16 protein-coding genes are annotated in these 19,908 nt (G+C 69.1%); 8 read left to right on the plus strand and 8 right to left on the minus strand.

The genetic code is table 11. From position 1 onward, the window contains the following. Positions 1-37: 37 nt before the first annotated feature. A complete protein-coding gene (gene nucS / locus VB080_RS01885) occupies positions 38-748 on the plus strand; it encodes an endonuclease NucS (RefSeq protein ID WP_323416723.1) in 711 nt (236 codons plus the stop codon). Positions 749-757: 9 nt separating this feature from the next. Here the strand turns inward: nucS and VB080_RS01890 are convergent, their stop codons facing one another. From VB080_RS01890 to pgm, 3 genes are all read right to left on the minus strand, one after another. Further along, positions 758-1,987 (minus strand): AI-2E family transporter, encoded by a 1,230-nt coding sequence (locus VB080_RS01890; RefSeq protein ID WP_323416724.1) that lies wholly within the window; start codon positions 1,985-1,987, stop codon positions 758-760. A gap of 70 nt (positions 1,988-2,057) precedes the next feature. Continuing rightward, entirely contained in the window at positions 2,058-2,507 is a 450-nt protein-coding gene (gene mce / locus VB080_RS01895) for a methylmalonyl-CoA epimerase (protein WP_416339579.1), read from the minus strand. 45 nt (positions 2,508-2,552) lie between these two features. After that, complete coding sequence (gene pgm / locus VB080_RS01900) at positions 2,553-4,181, minus strand: phosphoglucomutase (alpha-D-glucose-1,6-bisphosphate-dependent) (protein ID WP_323416726.1); 1,629 nt, start codon at positions 4,179-4,181, stop codon at positions 2,553-2,555. Between the two features lie 60 nt (positions 4,182-4,241). On the opposite strand from pgm, the gene VB080_RS01905 reads away from it, so the two are divergent. The 4 genes from VB080_RS01905 to VB080_RS01920 all read left to right on the plus strand — a co-directional run bounded on the left by VB080_RS01905 (position 4,242) and on the right by VB080_RS01920 (position 8,314). After that, the gene (locus VB080_RS01905) at positions 4,242-5,129 is read left to right on the plus strand and encodes a tetratricopeptide repeat protein (RefSeq protein ID WP_323416727.1); all 888 of its coding nucleotides are present in this window, start codon (positions 4,242-4,244) and stop codon (positions 5,127-5,129) included. Between the two features lie 293 nt (positions 5,130-5,422). Then, positions 5,423-6,730, plus strand: coding sequence for a HAMP domain-containing sensor histidine kinase (locus VB080_RS01910; protein ID WP_323416728.1), 1,308 nt, complete (start codon positions 5,423-5,425; stop codon positions 6,728-6,730). Continuing rightward, on the plus strand, positions 6,723-7,406 hold the full coding sequence (locus tag VB080_RS01915; RefSeq protein WP_323416729.1) for a response regulator transcription factor: 684 nt from the start codon (positions 6,723-6,725) through the stop codon (positions 7,404-7,406). The genes VB080_RS01910 and VB080_RS01915 overlap by 8 nt, the downstream gene beginning before the upstream one ends. A gap of 92 nt (positions 7,407-7,498) precedes the next feature. Beyond that, on the plus strand, positions 7,499-8,314 hold the full coding sequence (locus VB080_RS01920) for an HAD-IIA family hydrolase (RefSeq protein ID WP_323416730.1): 816 nt from the start codon (positions 7,499-7,501) through the stop codon (positions 8,312-8,314). Between the two features lie 4 nt (positions 8,315-8,318). On the opposite strand, the gene VB080_RS01925 is transcribed toward VB080_RS01920, so the two are convergent. From VB080_RS01925 to glgX, 5 genes are read right to left on the minus strand one after another with little or no spacing between them, the layout of a single operon-like run. Then, positions 8,319-9,107: an NUDIX hydrolase gene (locus VB080_RS01925; protein ID WP_323416731.1), complete on the minus strand. Its 789-nt coding sequence runs from the start codon at positions 9,105-9,107 to the stop codon at positions 8,319-8,321. After that, on the minus strand, positions 9,104-11,002 hold the full coding sequence (gene glgB, locus VB080_RS01930) for a 1,4-alpha-glucan branching protein GlgB (protein WP_323416732.1): 1,899 nt from the start codon (positions 11,000-11,002) through the stop codon (positions 9,104-9,106). Before glgB ends, VB080_RS01925 begins: the two co-directional genes overlap by 4 nt. Then, positions 10,992-12,245: a phosphotransferase gene (locus VB080_RS01935; RefSeq protein ID WP_323416733.1), complete on the minus strand. Its 1,254-nt coding sequence runs from the start codon at positions 12,243-12,245 to the stop codon at positions 10,992-10,994. The genes glgB and VB080_RS01935 overlap by 11 nt, the downstream gene beginning before the upstream one ends. Positions 12,246-12,247: 2 nt before the next feature. Further along, positions 12,248-14,371, minus strand: coding sequence for an alpha-1,4-glucan--maltose-1-phosphate maltosyltransferase (locus tag VB080_RS01940; protein ID WP_323416734.1), 2,124 nt, complete (start codon positions 14,369-14,371; stop codon positions 12,248-12,250). A gap of 9 nt (positions 14,372-14,380) precedes the next feature. After that, positions 14,381-16,495 carry a glycogen debranching protein GlgX gene (glgX, locus tag VB080_RS01945; protein WP_323416735.1) on the minus strand — a complete coding sequence of 705 codons (2,115 nt, stop codon included), beginning with the start codon at positions 16,493-16,495 and terminating at the stop codon, positions 14,381-14,383. A 122-nt stretch (positions 16,496-16,617) separates the two neighbouring features. Here glgX and VB080_RS01950 point away from each other — a divergent pair, with 122 nt between their 5' ends. From VB080_RS01950 to VB080_RS01960, 3 genes are all read left to right on the plus strand, one after another. Continuing rightward, positions 16,618-17,724, plus strand: a complete 1,107-nt coding sequence (locus tag VB080_RS01950) for a cysteine desulfurase family protein (protein WP_323416743.1) — start codon at positions 16,618-16,620, stop codon at positions 17,722-17,724. A gap of 75 nt (positions 17,725-17,799) precedes the next feature. Further along, positions 17,800-18,873 (plus strand): tRNA 2-thiouridine(34) synthase MnmA, encoded by a 1,074-nt coding sequence (mnmA, locus tag VB080_RS01955; RefSeq protein ID WP_323416736.1) that lies wholly within the window; start codon positions 17,800-17,802, stop codon positions 18,871-18,873. Continuing rightward, positions 18,873-19,886 carry a methionine synthase gene (locus VB080_RS01960; RefSeq protein WP_323416737.1) on the plus strand — a complete coding sequence of 338 codons (1,014 nt, stop codon included), beginning with the start codon at positions 18,873-18,875 and terminating at the stop codon, positions 19,884-19,886. The genes mnmA and VB080_RS01960 overlap by 1 nt, the downstream gene beginning before the upstream one ends. Positions 19,887-19,908: the final 22 nt, after the last annotated feature.

Consider the following 19,908-nt stretch of genomic DNA (forward strand, 5'->3'; position numbering starts at 1 on the left):
TACAAGACTAACCAGCCGGATCGGGTAGGTTTGCCGAGTGCGTTTGCTGATCGCTCGTTGCCAGGTCGACTATGCCGGACGGCTCACCGCGCATCTCCCGATGGCCACCCGGTTGATCATGGTGAAGGCTGACGGTTCGGTGTCGATCCACGCCGATGACCGCGCCTACAAGCCGCTGAACTGGATGAGCGCGCCGTGCACGATCGCGGTGCGGGAACCGGAGGCCGACGTCGAGGCAGTGCCCGCCGGGGACGAGGCCGGACTGACCGAGGTCTGGGAGGTGAAGAACGGCGACGGTGACACTCTGCAGATCGCCATCGCCGAGGTGCTGCACGACTCCTCCCACGACCTGGGGATCGACCCCGGGCTGCAGAAGGACGGTGTCGAGGCGCACCTCCAGGTGCTGCTGGCCGAGAATCCGGCAACCTTTGGTGAGGGCTGGACGCTGGTGCAGCGGGAGTACTTCACGCCGATCGGTCCGGTTGATCTGCTCTACCGGGACGCCGCCGGCGGCTACGTGGCGGTCGAGGTGAAGCGACGCGGCGAGATCGACGGGGTCGAGCAGCTGAACCGCTACCTCGAACTGATGAACGCCGATCCGCTGATGGCCCCGGTGCGTGGGGTGTTCGCAGCACAGTTGATCAAGCCGCAGGCGAAGGTGCTGGCGTCCACCCGGGGGATTGACTGCGTCCTGGTCGACTACGACGCGCTGCGCGGGCTCGACAACGCGGCGGACCGGTTGTTCTGAACCGCCGGCTCAGAGCCGGTTGAGGTGGGGGACGAGCACCTCGCGGTAGAGCAGCAGCAGTGCGGCGGTGATCGGAATGGCCAGGATCGCTCCGACCAGGCCGAGCAGCAGGCCCCCCGAGGTGGCTGCCAGGATGACCAGGACGCCGGGCACCTGCACCGACCGGGAGAAGATCCGGGGCTGGACGAAGTAGGCGTCGAACTGCTGGTAGGCCAGCAGCACCAGGACGACGATCAGGCAGGTGATCGGTGAGATCGAGAGCGCCACGATGCCACTGATCACGATGCCGATCGTGGTCCCGACCAGCGGGATGAAGGCGCAGATCCCCACCACCACGGCGAGCGCCACCGCGAACCGGTTGAGGCCTGTGAAGGTGAACAGCAGCAGCGAGACGATGGTCCACAACGAGACCACGACGAACAGCCCGGACACATAGCCGCCGACCCGCTTGAACACCTCGGTGGCCAGGTACTTCACCCGCGGCCGCCGGGAGGCCGGTGCCAGCTGGTAGATGACCTCTTTGATGCTCGGCAGCGAGATCAGGAAGTACAAGGTGAGCACCACGGTGATGGTGATCGAGAAGGCGGTGGTGGCCACGATCTGCCCGGCGCCGATGATGCCGCCGAAGAGGCCGGAGATCAGCTCACCGGAGGTGAGGAAGGAGATGATCCGGTTGATGACCTGGAACTGCTCGTCGAAGGCGGCGATCTGCGGGTTCTCGCGCAGGTCGCGCAGGTAGGTGGGCGCATCGTTGTAGAGGTTCGTCACCTGTTCGGAGACCACCGGGACGATCGCCCAGAGTGCGAGCGCGAGCAGGATCAGCAGGGCCAGTGCCACGACCAGCACCGCGAGACCGCGGCGGATCCCGCGGTTGTGGATCCACTCCACCACCGGATTGAGCCCCAGCGCGAGGATCAGGCTGAGCAGGATCAGCACGATCACATTGCTGAGCCGGCCCAGGGAGGTCAGCAGGGCGTAGGCGGTGAACGCGCCGGCGGCCAGGAAGAAGCCGATGGTGAACGGGTTGCGGTTCAGCAGCGACACCCGTCCGGAACTGACCGGGCTGGCCCCCTCGCTGAGGTCGGGCGGGGTTGGCTGGGTGACCCGACGCCAGCGCAGCAGCCAGTTCTTGGTGGCAGGCTCCGAGGAGGGCGTGGGCGCCGAACCCGCCAGCGGGGCACGCGGCGGCGAGACCGGCGTGGGCACCGGAGGCGTCGGGTCGTGAGGGGGCTGGGTCATGGCCTCGCTGTTCGCCTCCGCCTGGTTGTCGGTCCGGTCCGGCACATGCTACCCGCCGCGGTGAGGTGGATCAGTGAGCCTGCGCCGCCGGCTCGACGATCTCCAGCAGGATGCCGCCGACATCCTTCGGGTGGGCGAAGTTGATCCGGGAGCCGCCGGTACCGATCTTCGGGGTGTCGTAGAGCAGCCGGACGCCGCGTTCCCGCAGAGCCGCGCAGGTCCGGTCGAGGTCGGCCACCCGGTAGCAGACCTGCTGGATACCGCCCTTGCCGCCGTTGCGCTCGATCCACTTCGCGATCGTGCTGTTCTCGTTCAGCGGAGCCAGCAACTGGACCTGGGCATTCTGCGGCAGCTGCTCGCCGGTGCCGAGCATCGCCTCCTCGACGCCCTGCTCCTGGTTGGTCTCGCGGTGCAGCAGACGCCAGCCGAGTACCTCGGTGTGGAAGGTGATGGCGTCGTCGAGGTTCAGCACGGCGTAGCCGACGTGATCGATGCAGGTGAAGAGATCGTCATTACTCATGGTCATACCTTTTCACATCCAGTCCCGCCGTACCGGCCGAATGGCTCAGCCGAGGACCGCGTTGACAACGTCCCGCGCCTGCTGCTGGACCTGGCTCAGATGCTCGGGCCCCTTGAGCGATTCGGCGTAGATCTTGTACACGTTCTCGGTACCGGAGGGCCGGGCGGCGAACCAGGCCGATTCGGTCACCACCTTGAGACCGCCGATCGGCGCCCCGTTGCCGGGCGCGTTGGTCAGGGTGGCGACGATCGGCTCGCCGGCCAGTTCGGTGGCGGTCACGTCGCTGGGGGAGAGCCTGGCCAGCTTGGCCTTCTGTTCCCGGCTGGCCGGGGCGTCCACCCGGGCGTAGCTGGAGGCACCGTGCCTGGCTTCCAGGTCGGCGTACAACTCGGACGGAGACCTGCCGGTCACCGCCTTGATCTCCGAAGCCAGCAGCGCCAGCAGGATGCCGTCCTTGTCGGTGGTCCAGGTGGAGCCGTCTTTGGCGAGGAAGGAGGCGCCGGCGGACTCCTCGCCGCCGAAGCCGAGGTCACCGGACATCAGGCCGGGCACGAACCACTTGAAGCCAACCGGCACCTCCACGAGGGTGCGGCCCAGGTCGGCAGCCACCTTGTCGATCAGCGAGGAGGAGACCAGTGTCTTGCCGACCCCGGCATCCGGACGCCAGTTCGGCCGGTGGCTGAACAGGTACTGGATCGCCACCGCCAGGTAGGCATTGGGGTTCATCAGCCCGGCGTCCGGGGTGACGATGCCGTGCCGGTCGGAGTCGGCGTCGTTGCCGGTAGAGATCTGGTAGGCGGCCCGGTTGCCGATCAGGCTGGCCATGGCGTACGGGCTGGAACAGTCCATCCGGATCTTGCCGTCCCAGTCCAGGGTCATGAACCGCCAGGTCGGGTCGACCGTCGGGTTGATCACCGTCAGGTCGATGTCGAGCCGTTCGGCGATGTACTGCCAGTACTGCACCGAGGCCCCGCCCAGCGGGTCGGCGCCGATGTGCACACCGGCCGAGGCGATGGCGTCCAGGTCGAGGGCATTGCGCAGATCCTCGCAGTAGGCCCCCAGGTAGTCGACGCGGACGACGTCGCTGGCGGCCCGCTCGTAGGGGGTGCGCGGGATGGGCGTCGGGTCGCGCAGCAGTTCGTTGGCGCGCCGGGCGATCCAGCCGGTGGCGTCGGTGTCGGCCGGGCCGCCGTGAGGCGGGTTGTACTTGAAGCCGCCGTCGCGCGGTGGGTTGTGCGAGGGGGTGACCACGATGCCGTCGGCGCGCGGGCCGGAGTGGTCGCGGTTGTGGACGATGATCGCCCGGGAGACTGACGGGGTGGGGGTGAAGTCCTGGTCCCGTTCGGCGTGGACGGCGACGCCGTGGGCGTGCAGCACCTCGATGGCGGTACGCCAGGCCGGGCCGGACAGCCCGTGGGTGTCCTTGCCGATGAACAGCGGGCCGGTGATGCCCTGGGAGGCGCGGTACTCGACGATCGCCTGGGTGGTGGCGGCGATGTGCGCGTCGTTGAAGGCGCCGTCCAGACTCGAGCCGCGGTGGCCAGAGGTCCCGAAGACCACCTGCTGATCGGGGTTGTCCGGGTCGGGGGTGAGATCGTAGTAGGCCTGCAACAGGGCATCGACATCGATCAGGTCTTGCGGCAGTGCAACCTGCCCGGCGCGTTCGTGAACCATGGGGCCCATCTTGCCCGCTCCAGTTTGTCTGCGCGAGGGCTGCTGGCAGAATGGCTCGCTGTGACGCCTGCTGCTTTCAATCCCTCCCGTGCCATGGATCTCTCCGGGATCGCCGCTGCGGCGAAAGCCCCGCCGTCCCCGCCTGGAGCCAGCTACGTACTCGAGGTGGACGAGCACAACTTCGACGCCACCATGCAGCTCTCGGCCAAGCACCCGGTGGTGCTGGAGCTCTACTCGCCGCGGGCCAACGCCCAGCAGCTGTCGGACGACCTGGCCGGGTTGGCCAACGCCGCCGCCGGCGCCTATCTGCTGGCCCGGGTGAATGTCGACGCGGTGCCGCAGATCGCACAGGCCTTCGGCGTCCAAGCCGTGCCGACCGTGGTCGGGGTTGTCGGCGGCCAGTTGGCCCCGCTGTTCCAGGGCACCCGTCCCAAAGCAGAGGTCGAGGCCATCCTCGGGCAATTGCTGCAGGCGGCCGCCGGCGCCGGCGTGGTGGGCCGGGCCGACCCGGCGAGCATCGACGAGGACGCCGGTCCTGACCCGCGGTTCGCCGAGGCCGACGCCGCCCTGGAGAAGGGCGACTTCGCCGCCGCGGTCACCGAGTTCGACAAGATCCTGGCCCAGACCCCGAACGATCCCGAGGCGAAGGCGGGACGGGCCCAGGCCTCCCTGCTGGTCCGACTCGGGGCGATCGACCCGCGGTCGGTCCTGGAGCGGGCGAACGCCGTCCCCGATGACCTGGACGCCCAGGCTGCCGCTGCCGACGTCGAACTGGGCGGCGGCAACCCGGCAGCAGCCTTCGAGCGGCTGATCGCCGCGATCCGGCTGGCCTCCGGCGCAGACCGGGAGCGGCTGCGGGTGCGGCTGCTGGAACTCTTCGAGACCGTCGGGCCGAGCGACCCGGCCGTGCTCAAGGCTCGGCGCGACCTGATGAGCGCGCTGTTCTAGGCCGCCGACTCCCTGGTTGGTGACCGCTGATTGGCACCGGAATCCTGCAGCTTTGTGACAGAACCGGGACATTCCTCTGCGAGGGTTGAGCACGAGGAGGCGGTCAGGATGGGCATACCACCGACGGGTTCACGATCGTGAAGGCGCCGGGGCTGCGCGGGCGCATCGCGGTCGGCTTGGTCGTAGCGGTGGCACTGGCGTGCGGTGGCTTGTCGTGGGGCACTCTGGTGTGGGCAGAGGCCCAGCACTGGCAATCCTTCGACGACAAGCTCATGATCGGGCTAACCACGGATATGAGGCAGGTGGTGGCCGCCGTCGCCGAACATCCAACCAGCCGAAACTGGCAGGACATCGTCCCGGATGGGGATCAGCCGCTGTCAGTGGAGGCCGGGTTGTTCGTCTACGAGGAGCAGAGCAGTCCATTCCGTGTTGAGCAGGTCACGCAGTACGGCTTCGTCAACACGACGGTTCCGCTGAGTGAACGGGCGCCGGAGTGTGTGACACCGCACCCGGAGCGGGTGTTCGGCAGCGACCGCTCGATTGCCGAGATCCACTACCAGCCCGGCACCTGGGGCGGCTGGACGCAGCGTTGCGGCGACTATCTGGTCGGCTTCGGCTACACCCAGGTCCCGGGCCAGAACGGGCCGTTTGCGTGGCTGCTGATCCACGCCTACCACATGGAGGCCGAAGAGAGCCCGGTTCCGGGTCTGGCCACGACCCTGGTGCTGGTGTCGATCGCAGTGGTCGGTCTGGCAGCACTGCTGGCCCGCGGGGTGTCGACCACGGTGGTTCGTCCAATCACCCGGGCGGGGGAGATGGCGAACGCGGTGGCCGATGGCGACCTGTCGGTACGCATCCCAGTGACCGGGCACGACGACGTGGCAGTCATGTCACGGGCGGTGAACATCATGGCCGATCGGCTCACCGGGCAGATCGCCGAACTGGAGCGCGCCAACGAGACTCAACGTCGGTTTGTCTCCGACGTCGCCCACGAGTTGCGGACGCCGACCAGCGCACTGCTGGCCTCGGCCGAGGCGCTGCTCGATCCGGCCAGCCGCGAGGAGGCTGCCGTCCTGGTGGCGTCCCAACTGGAACGCCTGGCGTCGCTGACCGAGGACCTGTTGGAGATCAGCCGGATGGATGCCGGTCGTGCCGAGTTGGTCACCAGCCAGATCGACCTGGCCGACCTGGCGGCCGAGGTGATCGCCGACTCGGGCGCGGCGGTGGACTATTACGGCCCCGCCGAACTGCTGACCAGCACCGATCCTGCCCGACTGAGGGTAGTGCTGCGGAACCTGGTGGCCAATGCGCTGCAGCATGGGGCACCGCCGGCGACCATCGCCGTCACGCCAGAATCCGACGAGGTACTGATCGACGTCCACGACGGCGGCCCGGGCGTGCCGGAGGAGTTGCGGGCCACAGCCTTCGATCGGTTCGTCCGCGGCGACCAGGCTCGGCATGGCAGTTCGGCAGGACTCGGTCTGGCCATCGCCGCCGAGAACGCGCGGCTCCTCGGTGGTTCGTTGACCCTGGAGGCTGATGGCGCCACGTTCCGGCTCCGGTTGCCGTCGGTAAAGACGGGGGGAGCGGTCCATGAGTGAGCTGCTGCTGGTGGAGGACGACCCCGGGGTGGCCGAGGCCCTGCGCCTGGCCCTGACCTCACTGGGTCATCGCGTCCACCTCGCTGCGGATGGAGCATCAGGTCTGGTCCAGCTGACAGCTCGTCGGTTCGACGTGATGTTGCTGGACGTGATGATGCCCGGGATCGACGGCTTCGAGACCGCCCGGCGGGTGCGGGCCGGTTCCCTGCTGCCGATCATCATGCTGACCGCGCGGTCGGATCCGGTGGACATCGTGGCCGGGTTGGAGCGCGGCGCCGACGACTACGTCACCAAGCCGGTCGAGCCCCGCGTGCTGGACGCTCGAATCAAGGCGGTGTTGCGGCGGGCAGTCCCCACCGGCCGAGAGCAGCCGCTGGTGTTCGGCGGGCTCGTCATCGACACCGTGGCGATGGTGGTGACCCGGGAGGGTGAGCCAATTGCGCTCACCCCCACCGAACTCCGGCTGCTCCTGGAGTTGGCCGACCATGCCGGGCAGGTGTTGAGCCGCCACCAACTGCTGCAACAGGTCTGGGGCTACGGTTATGCGGCCGATTCGCGCCTGGTGGATGCCGTGGTGCAGCGCCTACGCGCGAAGGTCGAGCCGACGCCCTCACGTCCGACGCTGATCCAGACCGTCCGCGGCATCGGCTACCGGCTCGACCGGAAACGCCAGTAGTGTCGGGCGGTCGCCCGGTGCTGCCGATCCCGCCCCGCCGCCGTCATGCAATAGCGTGTGGGGATGCGGTTTTCCCCAGCGTTCTCGGGCGGATGGCCGGGCAGCGGAGCTGGCCGGTGATGGACGCCTACGACGCCTACGTCTTCGACCTGGACGGGACCCTCTACTTGGGCGAGCAGTTGTTGCCGGGGGTGGCGGCCACGATCGGTGCGCTGCGGGAGCGCGGTGTGCCGCTCCGCTTCGTCTCCAACAACCCGACCAGGGATCCCGAGGAGTACGCCGTCAAGCTGGGACGGCTGGGGTTGCCCACGCCCGTCGAGGAGATCGTGAACACGGTGGTGACCACGGTTGCCTGGTTGCGTGCCCATCATCCCGACGCCGTGGTCTTCCCGATCGCCGAGCAGCCGTTGGTCCGGGCGCTGACCGCTGCCGGGTTCACCCTGAGCGACGATCCGGCGACGATCGACGTGGTGATCGCCTCCTATGACCGCGGCTTCGACTACCGCAAGCTGCAGGTCGCCTTCGACGCGCTGTGGTATCACCGCCGGGCGATCCTGGTGCAGACCAATCCCGACCGTTACTGCCCCTTTCCCGGCGGACGCGGGGAGCCGGACTGCGCGGCGATCACCGCCGCCATCGAGGCCTGCACCCAGGTCCGCTGCCAGGCCAGCTTCGGCAAACCTGATCCGATCATGGTCGAGCAGGCCCTGGCGGGGCTTCCGGTGCCGCCCGGGCGAGCTGTGATGGTGGGCGATCGGTTGGCCACCGACATCGCGATGGGACGCGCGGCAGGCATGGCCACGGCGCTGGTGCTGACCGGCGACAGCAGCCGTGAGGAGGCCGAGGCACTGCCGTCCGACGAACAGCCGACCTATCTGCTGGCCGGGCTGGCGGACCTGCTGGACTGAGTCCTCAGCTGATCACCCGGCCAGCCTCCAGATAGGCGGTTCTTCCGGTCCGGCGCGCCTCCAGCGCGGCGGCCAGCTTCGTCCGGGCGTAGGGCGCCAGCGTCGCCGCGGCCGCCTCCGGCTCCAGCCAGTGCAGGGCGCGGATCTCCTGCAGGTCGGGCCGCAGCAGCGCCGCGGCGCGTTCGTTCAGCGTCCCGGCGTCGAAGATCAGTTCCAGAGCGTCCTCCCAGCCGAGGTAGGGAGCCAGCCACTCGACCACCAGCAGCCGCCCGAGGGCGCTGGTATAGCCCAGTTCCTCCTCGATCTCCCGGATCGCCCCCGCACGAGGGGTCTCGAACGGGTTGAGGATCCCGCCGGGCAGCTCCCAATCGAGCTTGAAGGTGGTCTCCAGGACGCACACCCGACCCGCCTGGTCGGTCAACAAGACGTGGGCGATCGCACGCTTGCGGGGCGTAACGGTGTTCATCACGGCGGTGAAGGCGTCACCACTGGCGTCCTGCTCGGCCCGCAGCAGGCCGTAACAGACCTCGTCAACCGGGGAGCCGTCGGGGCTGATCCAGCGCTCCCGACGAACGCCCTCAAGCCGGAAGCCGGCCCGGTGCAGTGCCCGACGCCGTGGCCAGTCATCGGCAGCCACACTCACCTCCACTCGACGCACCGCCGGGTCGGCGAACGCCTCCCGGACCGCCGTGGTCAGCAACAGCAGGTAGCGCTCGGGATGATCGTCGCCCGCGAAGTCGATCCGGGCCACCCCGCCGAAGCCTGACTGGACGGGGAGCGACTCCCGGATCATGCCTCGCCGTCGTAGCGCAGGTAGACCGTCCCCAGCGGGGGCACCACCACGGTGGTGCTGGCCGGGAAGCCGTTCCAGGGTTCGTCGGTGGCCACCACCTGGCCGAGGTTCCCGTGGAACCCGGAACCGTCGTAGACCCCGGCGTCGGAGTTGAAGATCTCCGTCCACACCCCTGGCTTCGGCAGACCGATCCGGTAGCGGGTCCACGGCTCTGCGGAGAAGTTCGCGACCACTGCCAGCTGCTGTCCGGCCTCGTCGCTGCGCACCCACGAGTAGGTGTTCCCACCGGCGTCGTCGGCGTTGATCCACTGGAAGCCCGCCGGGTCGAAATCCAGCTCCCACAGCGCAGGATGGGAGCGGTAGAGCTCGTTGAGATCCTTGATCATGCGCTGCAGGCCGTGGTGGCCCCACAGGTCGCAGACCCACCACTCCAGGCTCACCGCCTCGTTGAACTCCGAGCGCTGCCCGAACTCACAGCCGGAGAACAGCAGCTTCTTGCCCGGGAAGGCCCACATGAACGAGTAGAACACCCGCAGGGTGGCGAACTGTCGCCAGGTGTCCTGCGGGATCTTGTTGATCATGGAACCCTTGCCGTGCACGACTTCGTCGTGGCTGATCGGCAGGATGAAGTTCTCCGAGTAGGCGTAGACCATCGCGAAGGTCATCTCATGGTGGTGGTACTGCCGGTAGATCGGCTCCAGCGCCAGGTAGCGCAGCGAGTCGTTCATCCAGCCCATGTTCCACTTGAAGCCGAAGCCCAGCCCGCCGAGGTGCACCGGACGGGTGACCCCGCCGAAGGAGGTGGATTCCTCAGCGATCATGACGACCCCGGGCACCCGCTCGTAGAGATGCTTGTTGACGTAGCGCAGGAAGTCGATCGCTTCGAGGTTCTCGTTGCCGCCGTAGATATTCGGAACCCACTGGCCGTCTTCGCGGGAGTAGTCCAGATAGAGCATGGACGCCACCGCGTCCACCCGCAGGGCGTCAACATGGAATTCGGTCACCCAGTACAGCGCGTTGCTGACCAGGAAGGACTTCACCTCGTTACGGCCGTAGTTGAAGATGTAGGTGCCCCAGTCCATGTGCTCGCCCTGGCGCGGGTCGGCGTGCTCGTACAGGGCCGTGCCGTCGAAGCGTCCCAGTGCCCACTCATCCTTCGGGAAGTGGCCGGGCACCCAGTCGAGGATGACGCCGATCCCGGCCTGGTGGAGCCGGTCGACCAGGTAGCGGAACTCGTCGGGACGGCCCAGCCGCGACTGCGGCGCGAAATAGTTGGTGACCTGATAGCCCCAGCTCGGTTCGAAGGGGTGCTCGGTGACCGGCATGAACTCGACATGGGTGAAGCCTTGCCAGGTCACGTACTCGACCAGTTCGTCGGCGAGTTCGAGGTAGGTCTTGCCCTTGCGCCAACTGCCCAGGTGCAGCTCGTAGATCGACATCGGCGCGCGGTGCGGCGCGGCCTCCGCCCGCTGTTCCATCCAGGTGTCGTCAGCCCACAGGTACTTGCTGGAATAGACGATCGAGGAGTTGGCGGGTGCCTGCTCGGCGAAGAAGGCCATCGGGTCGACCTTCTCCCGCCACACCCCGTCGCGGCCGCAGATGTTGTACTTGTAGAGCGCCCCGGTGGTGATTCCTTCGACGAACAGTGCCCACACCCCCGAGCCGGGGACCCGGTGCATGGCGTCTCCGGTCCACCAATTGAAATCGGCATTCAGCCTGACCTCGGCGGCGTTCGGCGCCCAGACCGCGAACCGGGTGCCACTGATCTCGCCGCGCTCGTCATCGATGACCGTGACCTCGTGGGCCCCCAGCCGCCGCCAGCACTCGGTGTCGCCACCGTTGTGGAATCCTTCGAGATCCCGGCCGGTGAGCCCGCCGGTCACGTCATACGTCATCAGATTCCTCCTGTTGTGCCGCAGCGGTCACCGCTGACCTGCTGATCCCATCCTGTACTGCCGCGAGCGGAATGGCAGCCCAATCGGGCCGATTGCGCACCTCATAGGTGACTTCATAGACGGCGCGGTCGGTCTCGTAGGCCCGCAGCACGTCCAGGTCGACCCCGGCCTTGCCGTAGCCGTCCAGAAAGGCCTCGCGGCCACGCCGGCACCAGGACCGGGCCTGCTGCCTGTCCGGGTGCCGGTGCGCCGAGCGCGCGTAGTCCAGCGAGCGCAGCAGCCCGGCGAGATCTCGCTCCACCGGGTGAGGGAGCCGTCGTTCGGCCAGCGGACGTCCGGGCTCGCCCTCGAAGTCGATGAGCTTCCAGCCGTCGGGGGCGAGCAGGGCCTGGCCGAGGTGGAAGTCGGCATGCACCCGCTGGACGGGCAACTCCCGGCCGGCCAGCACCGCGTAGCGGTCGGCCAGTCCGGCGGCGTACGGCCGGAGTTCCACCACCGCGGCCCGGGCGGTGTCGAGCCGCTCGAGCATGGTCTGACGGATCTCGTCACCGGTGCGAACCGACAACCCGAAGGCGGACGCGAGCCGCTGGTGGACGGTGCGCAGCGCTGCCCCGAGAGCGACCAGTTCGGCGTCGATCGGCACCGCGTCGGCACAGGCTCGGCAGGCGAACGCCCAGCCGTCGGCAGCGTCCAGGATCCGCTCGCTGGCGATCGCCAGGTCGTAGCCGGAGTCGGAGAGGACACCCCGCAGGCGAGGCGTCACCCCGGTAGCGGTGAGAGCGTCGAGCGCCTCGGCGTCCGGATTGCGGCCGGCCTCGACGCGGCGGATGACCTTCACCATGGTCTGCCCCGCGATGAGCGTCGAGTTGCTCTGCTCGCCGGCGAACAGCCGCGGCACCGGGTCACCGTCGGCCCAGCCGACGGCGGTCAGGAAGGCGGTGCGGGCCAGCGGGGAGGCGGTAGCGTCCACCACCTCGACCGGGCCGAGACCCGGCAGGGTGGTGCGTCCGACGAATCCCGCCGGGCCCGCGGTGCCGGGGGCGAGGTAGCCGACCAGCAGGTGATAGTCGTCGGTCCGGTCGGGGTGGCTGAACCGGGCAAGCTCGGAGCGGACGGCCGGCAGTGCCCCTGCCGGGGTGTGGAAGCCCAGCGGCTCGATGGCGACCGATCGGACCTCCAGCCCCTTGCCGGCGAACCACCGTGCCTGCTGCACGTGCCGCAGCCAGGCCTCTTCCAGCGGCACGGTCAGCCCTGGTGCACCAGGTGCAGAATATGCGCCGGGGCGGCGGGGGTCAGCCGGACGAAGTTGCGGTCGGTCCAGGTGAAGGTCGCCCCGGTGAGCTCATCGCGCAGGGTGACCGAGGATGCCCCCGCCAGCCCGAGGGCGGCGAAGTCGAGGTAGACATCGGACTCGACGGTGTTGTTCTGGTCGAGGCTGACGATCACGACCACCGTGTCGTCCCCGTCGGTCTTGGCGAAGGCGAGTACCTGGTCGTGCGGGGCGTGCTGGAAGCTGATCTGTCGCAACTGCTGCAGGGCGGGGTGGTCGCGCCGGATCTGGTTGAGCGTGCCGATCAGCAGGTTCAGGTTCGGCTCGGCGGCGAAGTCACGCGGCCGGTACTCGTACTTCTCGGAGTCGCGGTACTCCTCACCACCGGCCTTGAGCGGCTCGTGCTCGAACAGTTCGTAGCCGGAGTACACCCCCCAGGCCGGGGAGAGCGTGGCGGCAAGGATCGCCCGGATAGCGAAGGCGGCCGGATTTCCGCCCTGCAGGTAGGCCGGGTTGATGTCCGGGGTGTTGACGAAAAAATTGGGACGGTAGAAAGAGTCCATTTCGGTACTGAGCTCGGTGAGGTACTCCTCCAGCTCCCACTTCTCGTTCCGCCAGGTGAAGTAGGTGTAGGACTCGTGGAAGCCGATCTTGCCCAGCGCATGCATCATCTCCGGCCTGGTGAAGGCCTCGGCCAGGAAGAGCACCTCGGGGTTGGTGGTGCGGATCTCGCGCATCAACCAGGCCCAGAACTCCAGCGGCTTGGTGTGCGGGTTGTCCACCCGGAAGATCGTCACGCCGTGCGCGATCCACAGTCGCAGGATCCGCAGCACCTCGCGGTAGAGGCCGTCGCGATCGTTGTCGAAGTTGATCGGGTAGATGTCCTGGTACTTCTTCGGCGGGTTCTCGGCGTAGGCGATCGTGCCGTCCAGCCGGGTGGTGAACCACTCCGGGTGGGTGGTCACCCAGGGATGGTCGGGTGAGGCCTGCAGTGCGAAGTCGAGGGCCACCTCCAGGCCCAGGGAGTTGGCCTTGGCGACGAACCGGTCGAAGGCGGCGAAGTCGCCCAGGTCGGGATGGATCGCGTCATGCCCGCCCGCCGGGCCGCCGATCGCCCACGGTGAGCCGGGATCGGCCGGCCTCGGGATCAGAGTGTTGTTCCTGCCCTTGCGGAAGGCGGTACCGATCGGGTGGATCGGCGGCAGGTACACCACGTCGAAGCCCATCGCGGCGACCTCCTCCAGCCGGGTGTGGCAGGAGTCGAAGGTTCCCGAGGTCCAGGTCTTGGTTGCCGGGTCGTAGCTGGCGCCGATCGACCGCGGGAAGAACTCGTACCAGCTGGAGAACAGCGCCTGCCGGCGGTCGACCTGCAGTGGGAAGTCAGCAGTGGGCGTCACCAGATCGCGTGGACCGTAGGCCTTCATCGCCCGCTGGATACCGGCGCCGGTGGCCACCTCGAGCAGGTCGGACGGGTCGCGCTGCGGGATCAGCAGCATCGCCGTGGCGCGCAGGATCGAGGCCTCGACCGGATCGCCGGCAGCCTCGGCAGCCTCGGCAGTCCGCTCCATCAGCGCCCGGCCCTCCAGGCAGACCAGTTCGATGTCGACCCCGGCCGGCAGCTTGGCCTCGGCGTTGTGCAGCCAGGTGGCCCACGGATCGGACCAGCCCTCCACCCGGAAGCTCCAGTCACCCGCGCGGTCGGGCCGCACCCAGGCCTCCCACGGGTCGAGACCGACCGGCTCGACCGGCACCATGTCGACCCGCAGCTCGACGCCGTCGGGGTCGGAGAGGATCACCGAGGCGTTGACCGCGTCGTGGCCCTCGCGGAAGACCTTCGCCCGGATCGGGATCAGTTCACCTACAACAGCCTTGGCCGGATAGGCGCCGCCCTCGATCACCGGCGACACCTTCGCCACCGGGATCCGGCCGAAGCCGCGGGGGAGCCCCACCACCTGAGGACCGACGCCGGTCACCGCTACCGGAGCGGAGGCAGGGGGAGCAGCCGGCGTGGGGACGGGCGCGACCTTCGGCTGGCTCGCTGCTGTGGCCTGGGCAGGACGGGCGGGGCGGGGCTTGCGGGACTTCGACTGTGCAGTCACACCGGCAACCTACCGAATCCGGGGTGGTGGTGCCCAGCGGGTGACCTCAGCTTTCAGGACGACGACGGTGCGGGGCGGAACGGCCACCTGGCTGCCGGGGCTGAGCCGGTCGGCGGGCAGCTCGTCCGGCAGGCCGGTGTGGGCAGCCACCGTGTAGCTCCTCGCCCAGGGCGCCCCGGGCAGGGTGACGTCCAGCGGGGTGTCGCCGGCATGGAAGAAGATCAGGAAACCGGTGTCGAGGTCGCTGACGTACAGGCCGAGACTGCGGCGGCCCAGGTCGTGCCACTGCTCGATCGCCATCGGGGTGCCGGTCTCGGCGAACCAGGTGACCGAGGTGCGGCCCAGCCCCCGTCCGTTCGGATCGACGATCTCGTGGCAGGGGCGGAAGCCGACCGGGCGCAGGATCGGGTGCTCGGCGCGCAGCTTCAGCAGACTGCGGGTGAGCTCGACCTGGTCGGCCCAGGTGTCGGTCCAGTCCAGCCAGGACACCGGGGAGTCCTGGCAATAGGCGTTGTTGTTGCCACCCTGGGTGCGTCCGAACTCGTCACCGGCGGTGATCATCGGCACCCCGGCGGACAGCAGCAGGGTGGCCATCAGGTTGCGTGCGGTGCGCTGCCGGGCGGCGTTGATCTCGGGAACGTCGGTCTCACCCTCGTAGCCGTGGTTCCAGGAGCGGTTGTCGTCGGCCCCGTCGCGGTTGCGTTCCCGGTTGGCTTCGTTGTGCTTCAGGTCGTAGGTGACCAGATCGCGCAGCGTGAAGCCGTCGTGGGCGGTGACGAAATTCACCGAGGCGGTTGCCTCACGTCCGGAATGGTCGAAGATGTCGGACGAGCCGCACAGCCGGGTGGCGAGTTCCTGGACACCCTGGGTGGCACCCCGCCAGAAGTCGCGGGTGTAGCCGCGGAACCGGTCGTTCCACTCCGACCAGCGCGGGCCCCAGCGTCCGACCTGGTAGCCGTAGGGGCCCAGATCCCAGGGCTCGGCGATCATCACGATGTCGTGCAGCACCGGGTCGTCCTCGATGAGCTGCTTGAACCGGTGGTGCTGGTCGACGTGGTGATGGGCGTCGCGGATCAGCGTGGTGGCCAGGTCGAAGCGGAACCCGTCCACGCCCATGTTAGTGACCCAGTACCGCAGCGAGTCCCGGATCAGCCGCAGGACGACGTCGTCGGAGGTGTCCAGGGCGTTGCCGGTGCCGGTGACGTCGTAGTCGTTGAGCTGGTCGTCGGTCAGCCGGTAGTAGGCGCCGTGGTCGATACCGCGGAAACAGAGCGTGGGGCCCTCGTGGCCGCCCTCACAGGTGTGGTTGTAGACCACGTCGAGCACGACGGCGATGCCGGCCGCGTGCAGGGCGGTGACCATCTCCTTGAACTCCGCCACCTGCTCTCCGGCGGTGCCGGAGGCCGAGTAGGCGCCGTGAGGGGCGAAGAAGCCGAGGGTGTTGTAGCCCCAGTAGTTGGTCAGCCCGCGTCCGACGACGAACGGCTCGGACGCGAAGTGGTGCAGCGGGAGGAACTCGACCGCGTTGACCCCCAGACTGGTCAGATGCTCGATCACCGCCGGATAGGCCATCCCGGCATAGCTGCCGCGCAGGTGTTCGGGAACCGCCGGATGCTGTCGGGTGAACCCCTGCAGGTGGGTCTCGTAGATCACCATCTCTGAGGGTGCCACCGGCTGGGCCAGCGGGGCGGGCGGCTCGCTCTCGGCAACCACGACGCTCAGCGGAACGGACTCGAAGGAGTCAGTCGGGTCGAGGTCGAAGTTGGAGTCGGGGGTGTGGTCGAAGATCGGGCCGGCGTAGTCGATCCCGCCGGTGATGGCGCGGGCGTACGGGTCGAGCAGCAGCTTCGCCGGATTGAACCGCTGGCCCTGGGACGGGTTCCACTCGCCGTGCACCCGGAAGCCGTACCGCTGGCCGGCACCGACCTGCGGAGCGAAGACCGACCACACGCCGTCGTCGTCCATCGTCATGTCGGTGTTCTGCTGCCGGCGGTCGCGATCCACCAGGGCGAGCTCGACCCGGGTGGCGCGGGGTGCCCACAGGGTGAACTCCGTGCCTCCGGGAACCACGCGGGCGCCGAGCGCCGTCGTGTCCGCCGGACCCGGCCGGACGGTTGCCGTCATGTGTTCAACTCGCTTCGCAACGATCTACAGTTCAATCGAGTGTGGCCCAGCCCGAGGGTGAGGACGTTCAGGGACACACCGAAGTACCGATTTAACCACGGACGGAGAAATCGTTGTCACGGGTGTATCTGGACCATGCCGCCAGTTCGCCGCTGACCGGGTCGGCCGCGGCGGCCATGGCCGAGGTCTGGGGACGGCCGGGCAACCCGTCCTCGCTGCACGCCTCCGGACGGGAGTTCCGTCGCCTGCTGGAGCAGGCCAGGGAGTCGATCGCAGCGGATCTGGGCGCGCATCCGTCGGAGGTGGTGTTCACCTCCGGTGGCACCGAGGCCAACAACCTGGCGGTGCTCGGAGCGGTCGGCGCTGCCGGCGAGGTGCTGATCTCCGCGGTCGAGCACCCATCGGTGGCCGAGGCTCGCCGCGTGCTGGGCGAGCGGGCGCAGGTGCTGGAGGTGGATGCTTCCGGCCGGGTCGACCCCGGGGTGATCCCGTCCCGGGTCCGGCCGGCCACCCGGCTGGTGTCGGTGATGTGGGTGAACAACGAGACCGGCGTCGTGCAGCCGGTGGCAGCGGTGGCGGCAGCGGCCCGGGCGGCCGGGGTGCTCGCCCATTCCGACGCAGTCCAGGCGGCCGGGCAGTTGGCGGTCGACTTCGGTGCGGCCGGATTGGACCTGATGAGCGTCTCGGCCCACAAGGTGGGCGGGCCAGTGGGGATCGGCGCCCTGCTGGTGCGGCGGGGGGTCACTCTGCTGGCTCCGGGCTTCGGCGGCGGCCAGGAGGCCAGGCTGCGCTCGGGGACGGTGCCGGTGGCCCTCGCGGTGGGCTTCGCTGCCGCCCTGCGGCAGGCGGTGGACCGGCTGGACCGAGAACCGCGACGACTGGCCGGTTTACGTGACCGGCTGCTGGTCGGTTTGTCCGGACTGGACGGGGTTGTGGTCAACAGCACCGCGCCGGCCAGCCCGGCGATCCTGAACGCCACCTTCGCCGGCACCCGGGCCGACGATCTGCTGCTGCTGCTGGACGCGGCCGGGATCGACTGCTCGACCGGTTCGGCCTGCACCGCCGGGGTACATCAGCCCAGCGAGGTGCTGTTGGCGATGGGACGCACCCTTGCCGAGGCGTCGGCCAGCCTGCGGTTCTCGTTCGGGGCGAGCACTGGCGAGGCTGACATCGACGCCCTCCTCGGCGCGCTGCCCGATGCCCTGGTCCGTGCCCGAGCCGCCTACTGAGCGGTGCTGGCCCGGGGTCAGGCGTCCGGCGCGCACGGCGGGCCGCGTAGACTCCGGCCCGAAGAAAGGGTTCGGATGCGGGTGCTGGCGGCCATGTCGGGCGGGGTCGACTCCGCTGTCGCTGCCGCGCGCCTGGTGGATGCCGGCCACGATGTCACCGGGGTGCACCTCGCGCTGAGCAAGAACCCGCAGACCTATCGCTCCGGTGCCCGCGGCTGCTGTTCGCTGGAGGATTCCCACGACGCCCGCCGGGCGGCTGACGTCCTGGGCATCCCGTTCTACGTCTGGGATCTCTCCGACGAGTTCGACGCCGGGGTCGTGCAGGACTTCCTGGCCGAGTATGCGGCCGGTCGCACCCCGAACCCGTGCCTGCGCTGCAACGAGAAGATCAAGTTCGCCGCCGTCCTGGAACGCGGTCTGGCGCTCGGCTTCGACGCGGTTGCGACCGGGCACTACGCCCGCACCCGGTCGGAGGGCGGCACCGTCCAGTTGCTGCGTTCGACCGAGGAGCGCAAGGACCAGTCCTATGTGCTGGGGGTGCTGAACCAGGAACAGCTGCGGCACTCGCTGTTCCCGCTCGGTCCGGCCACCGCCAAGGCCGAGATTCGGGCCGAGGCCGCGGCGCGCGGACTCTACCTGGCCAAGAAGCCCGACTCCCACGACATCTGTTTCATCCCCTCCGGCGACACCGCCGGGTTCCTCACCTCCCGGCTGGGCCGCCGCACCGGCGACATCGTGGACGACCACGGCGCAGTGGTGGGAGCCCACGCCGGGGCGCACCAGTTCACCGTCGGGCAGCGGCACGGCCTGCACCTGTCCGTTCCCGCGGCGGACGGGCGGCCGCGGTACGTGCTGGCGGTGTCGCCGTCGACCAACACGGTCACGGTGGGGCCGAAGGAGTTGCTGGCAGTGCGCGCGATGACGGGCATCCGTCCCACCTGGACCGAGGCGCCGGTGGCCGGAGCCTGGCGCGGCCTGGCCCAGTGGCGGGCGCACGCCGAGCCGATGCCAGCCACGATCCGTGCTCTCGGCGAGCAGATGAGCGTGGAGCTGGACGAGCCCGCCCACGGCATCGCGCCAGGCCAGGCGGTGGTCTACTACGACGGCGAGCGGGTGGTCGGCAGCGCCACCATCGCCGAGACCCGCTGATGGCGGGCTTCACCGGCCTCGGCTCGCTGCCGGGTGTCGACCTCGGCGTCGCGGTGCGGATGACCTTCGACAAGGTGCCCGACTTCCCCTACCTGCCGGAGTTGCCGGCACGCGGGCCCTGGGCCGGGATGATCGGACGCGGTCTCGGAGTGCTCACCGGACTGGATGCCGAGTACGGGGCCGGCGAGTGGCGGCTGGGGGCACCGGGGGCCGACCAGCGCCGGGCCAGGCAGACCTGGCGCGACGACTTGGAGGTACTCCAGGAGCATGCCCAGGGCTACCGGGGGCGGTTCAAGCTGCAGGTCGCCGGGCCGTGGACCCTCGCCGCCGCCACCGGTGTTGCCCATACCGGACGGGTGCTGGCCGACACCGGGGCCCGCCGGGACCTGGCCGGAGCCCTCGCCGACGGTATCGGTGAGGTGCTGGACGACCTGCATCGCCGCCTGCCCGACCTCGACCTGGTACTACAGGTGGACGAACCCTCGCTGCCGGCCGTCGCGGCGGGAGCCGTGCCGACGCCCGGCGGCTTCTTCCGGCACCGCGCCGTCGACCTGCCCGAGATCGCCACGAACCTCGCCCTGCTCACCGCCGAGCCTGCCCGGCGAGGGCTGGAGGTGGAGACCCTCGTGCACTGTTGTGCACCGGGGTTGCCGATCGCCGCGATGGTGCAGGGTGGGCATCGCGGTGCGGGCTTCGGCGGCGTCTCACTGGATCTGTCCCTGGTGCGGCCGGTGGACCTGGACGCCCTGGCAGCCGCCGCGGAGAGCGGAACCGCGATCTACCTCGGCTGCCTGCCGACAGCAGATCCCCTGGTCGTCGCCGGCGTTGACCAGGTGCGACGTAGCGCCCTGGCCTTCATCGACAGACTGGGGGTGGATGGCCTGGCCGAGCGGCTCTTCCTGACCCCGGCCTGCGGGCTCGCGGGCTTCGGTGAGGCGTCGGTCAGCCGGGTATTCGGCGTCCTGGCGAAGGCGACCGCCCAGGTGAACGAGGAACTGGGGGAGTCTGCGTAGGCGCCGGACGGCGCAGCGCGGG

The organism is Propionicimonas sp., assembly GCF_034927565.1.
In the GTDB taxonomy this organism is placed as follows: Bacteria; Actinomycetota; Actinomycetes; order Propionibacteriales; family Propionibacteriaceae; genus Propionicimonas.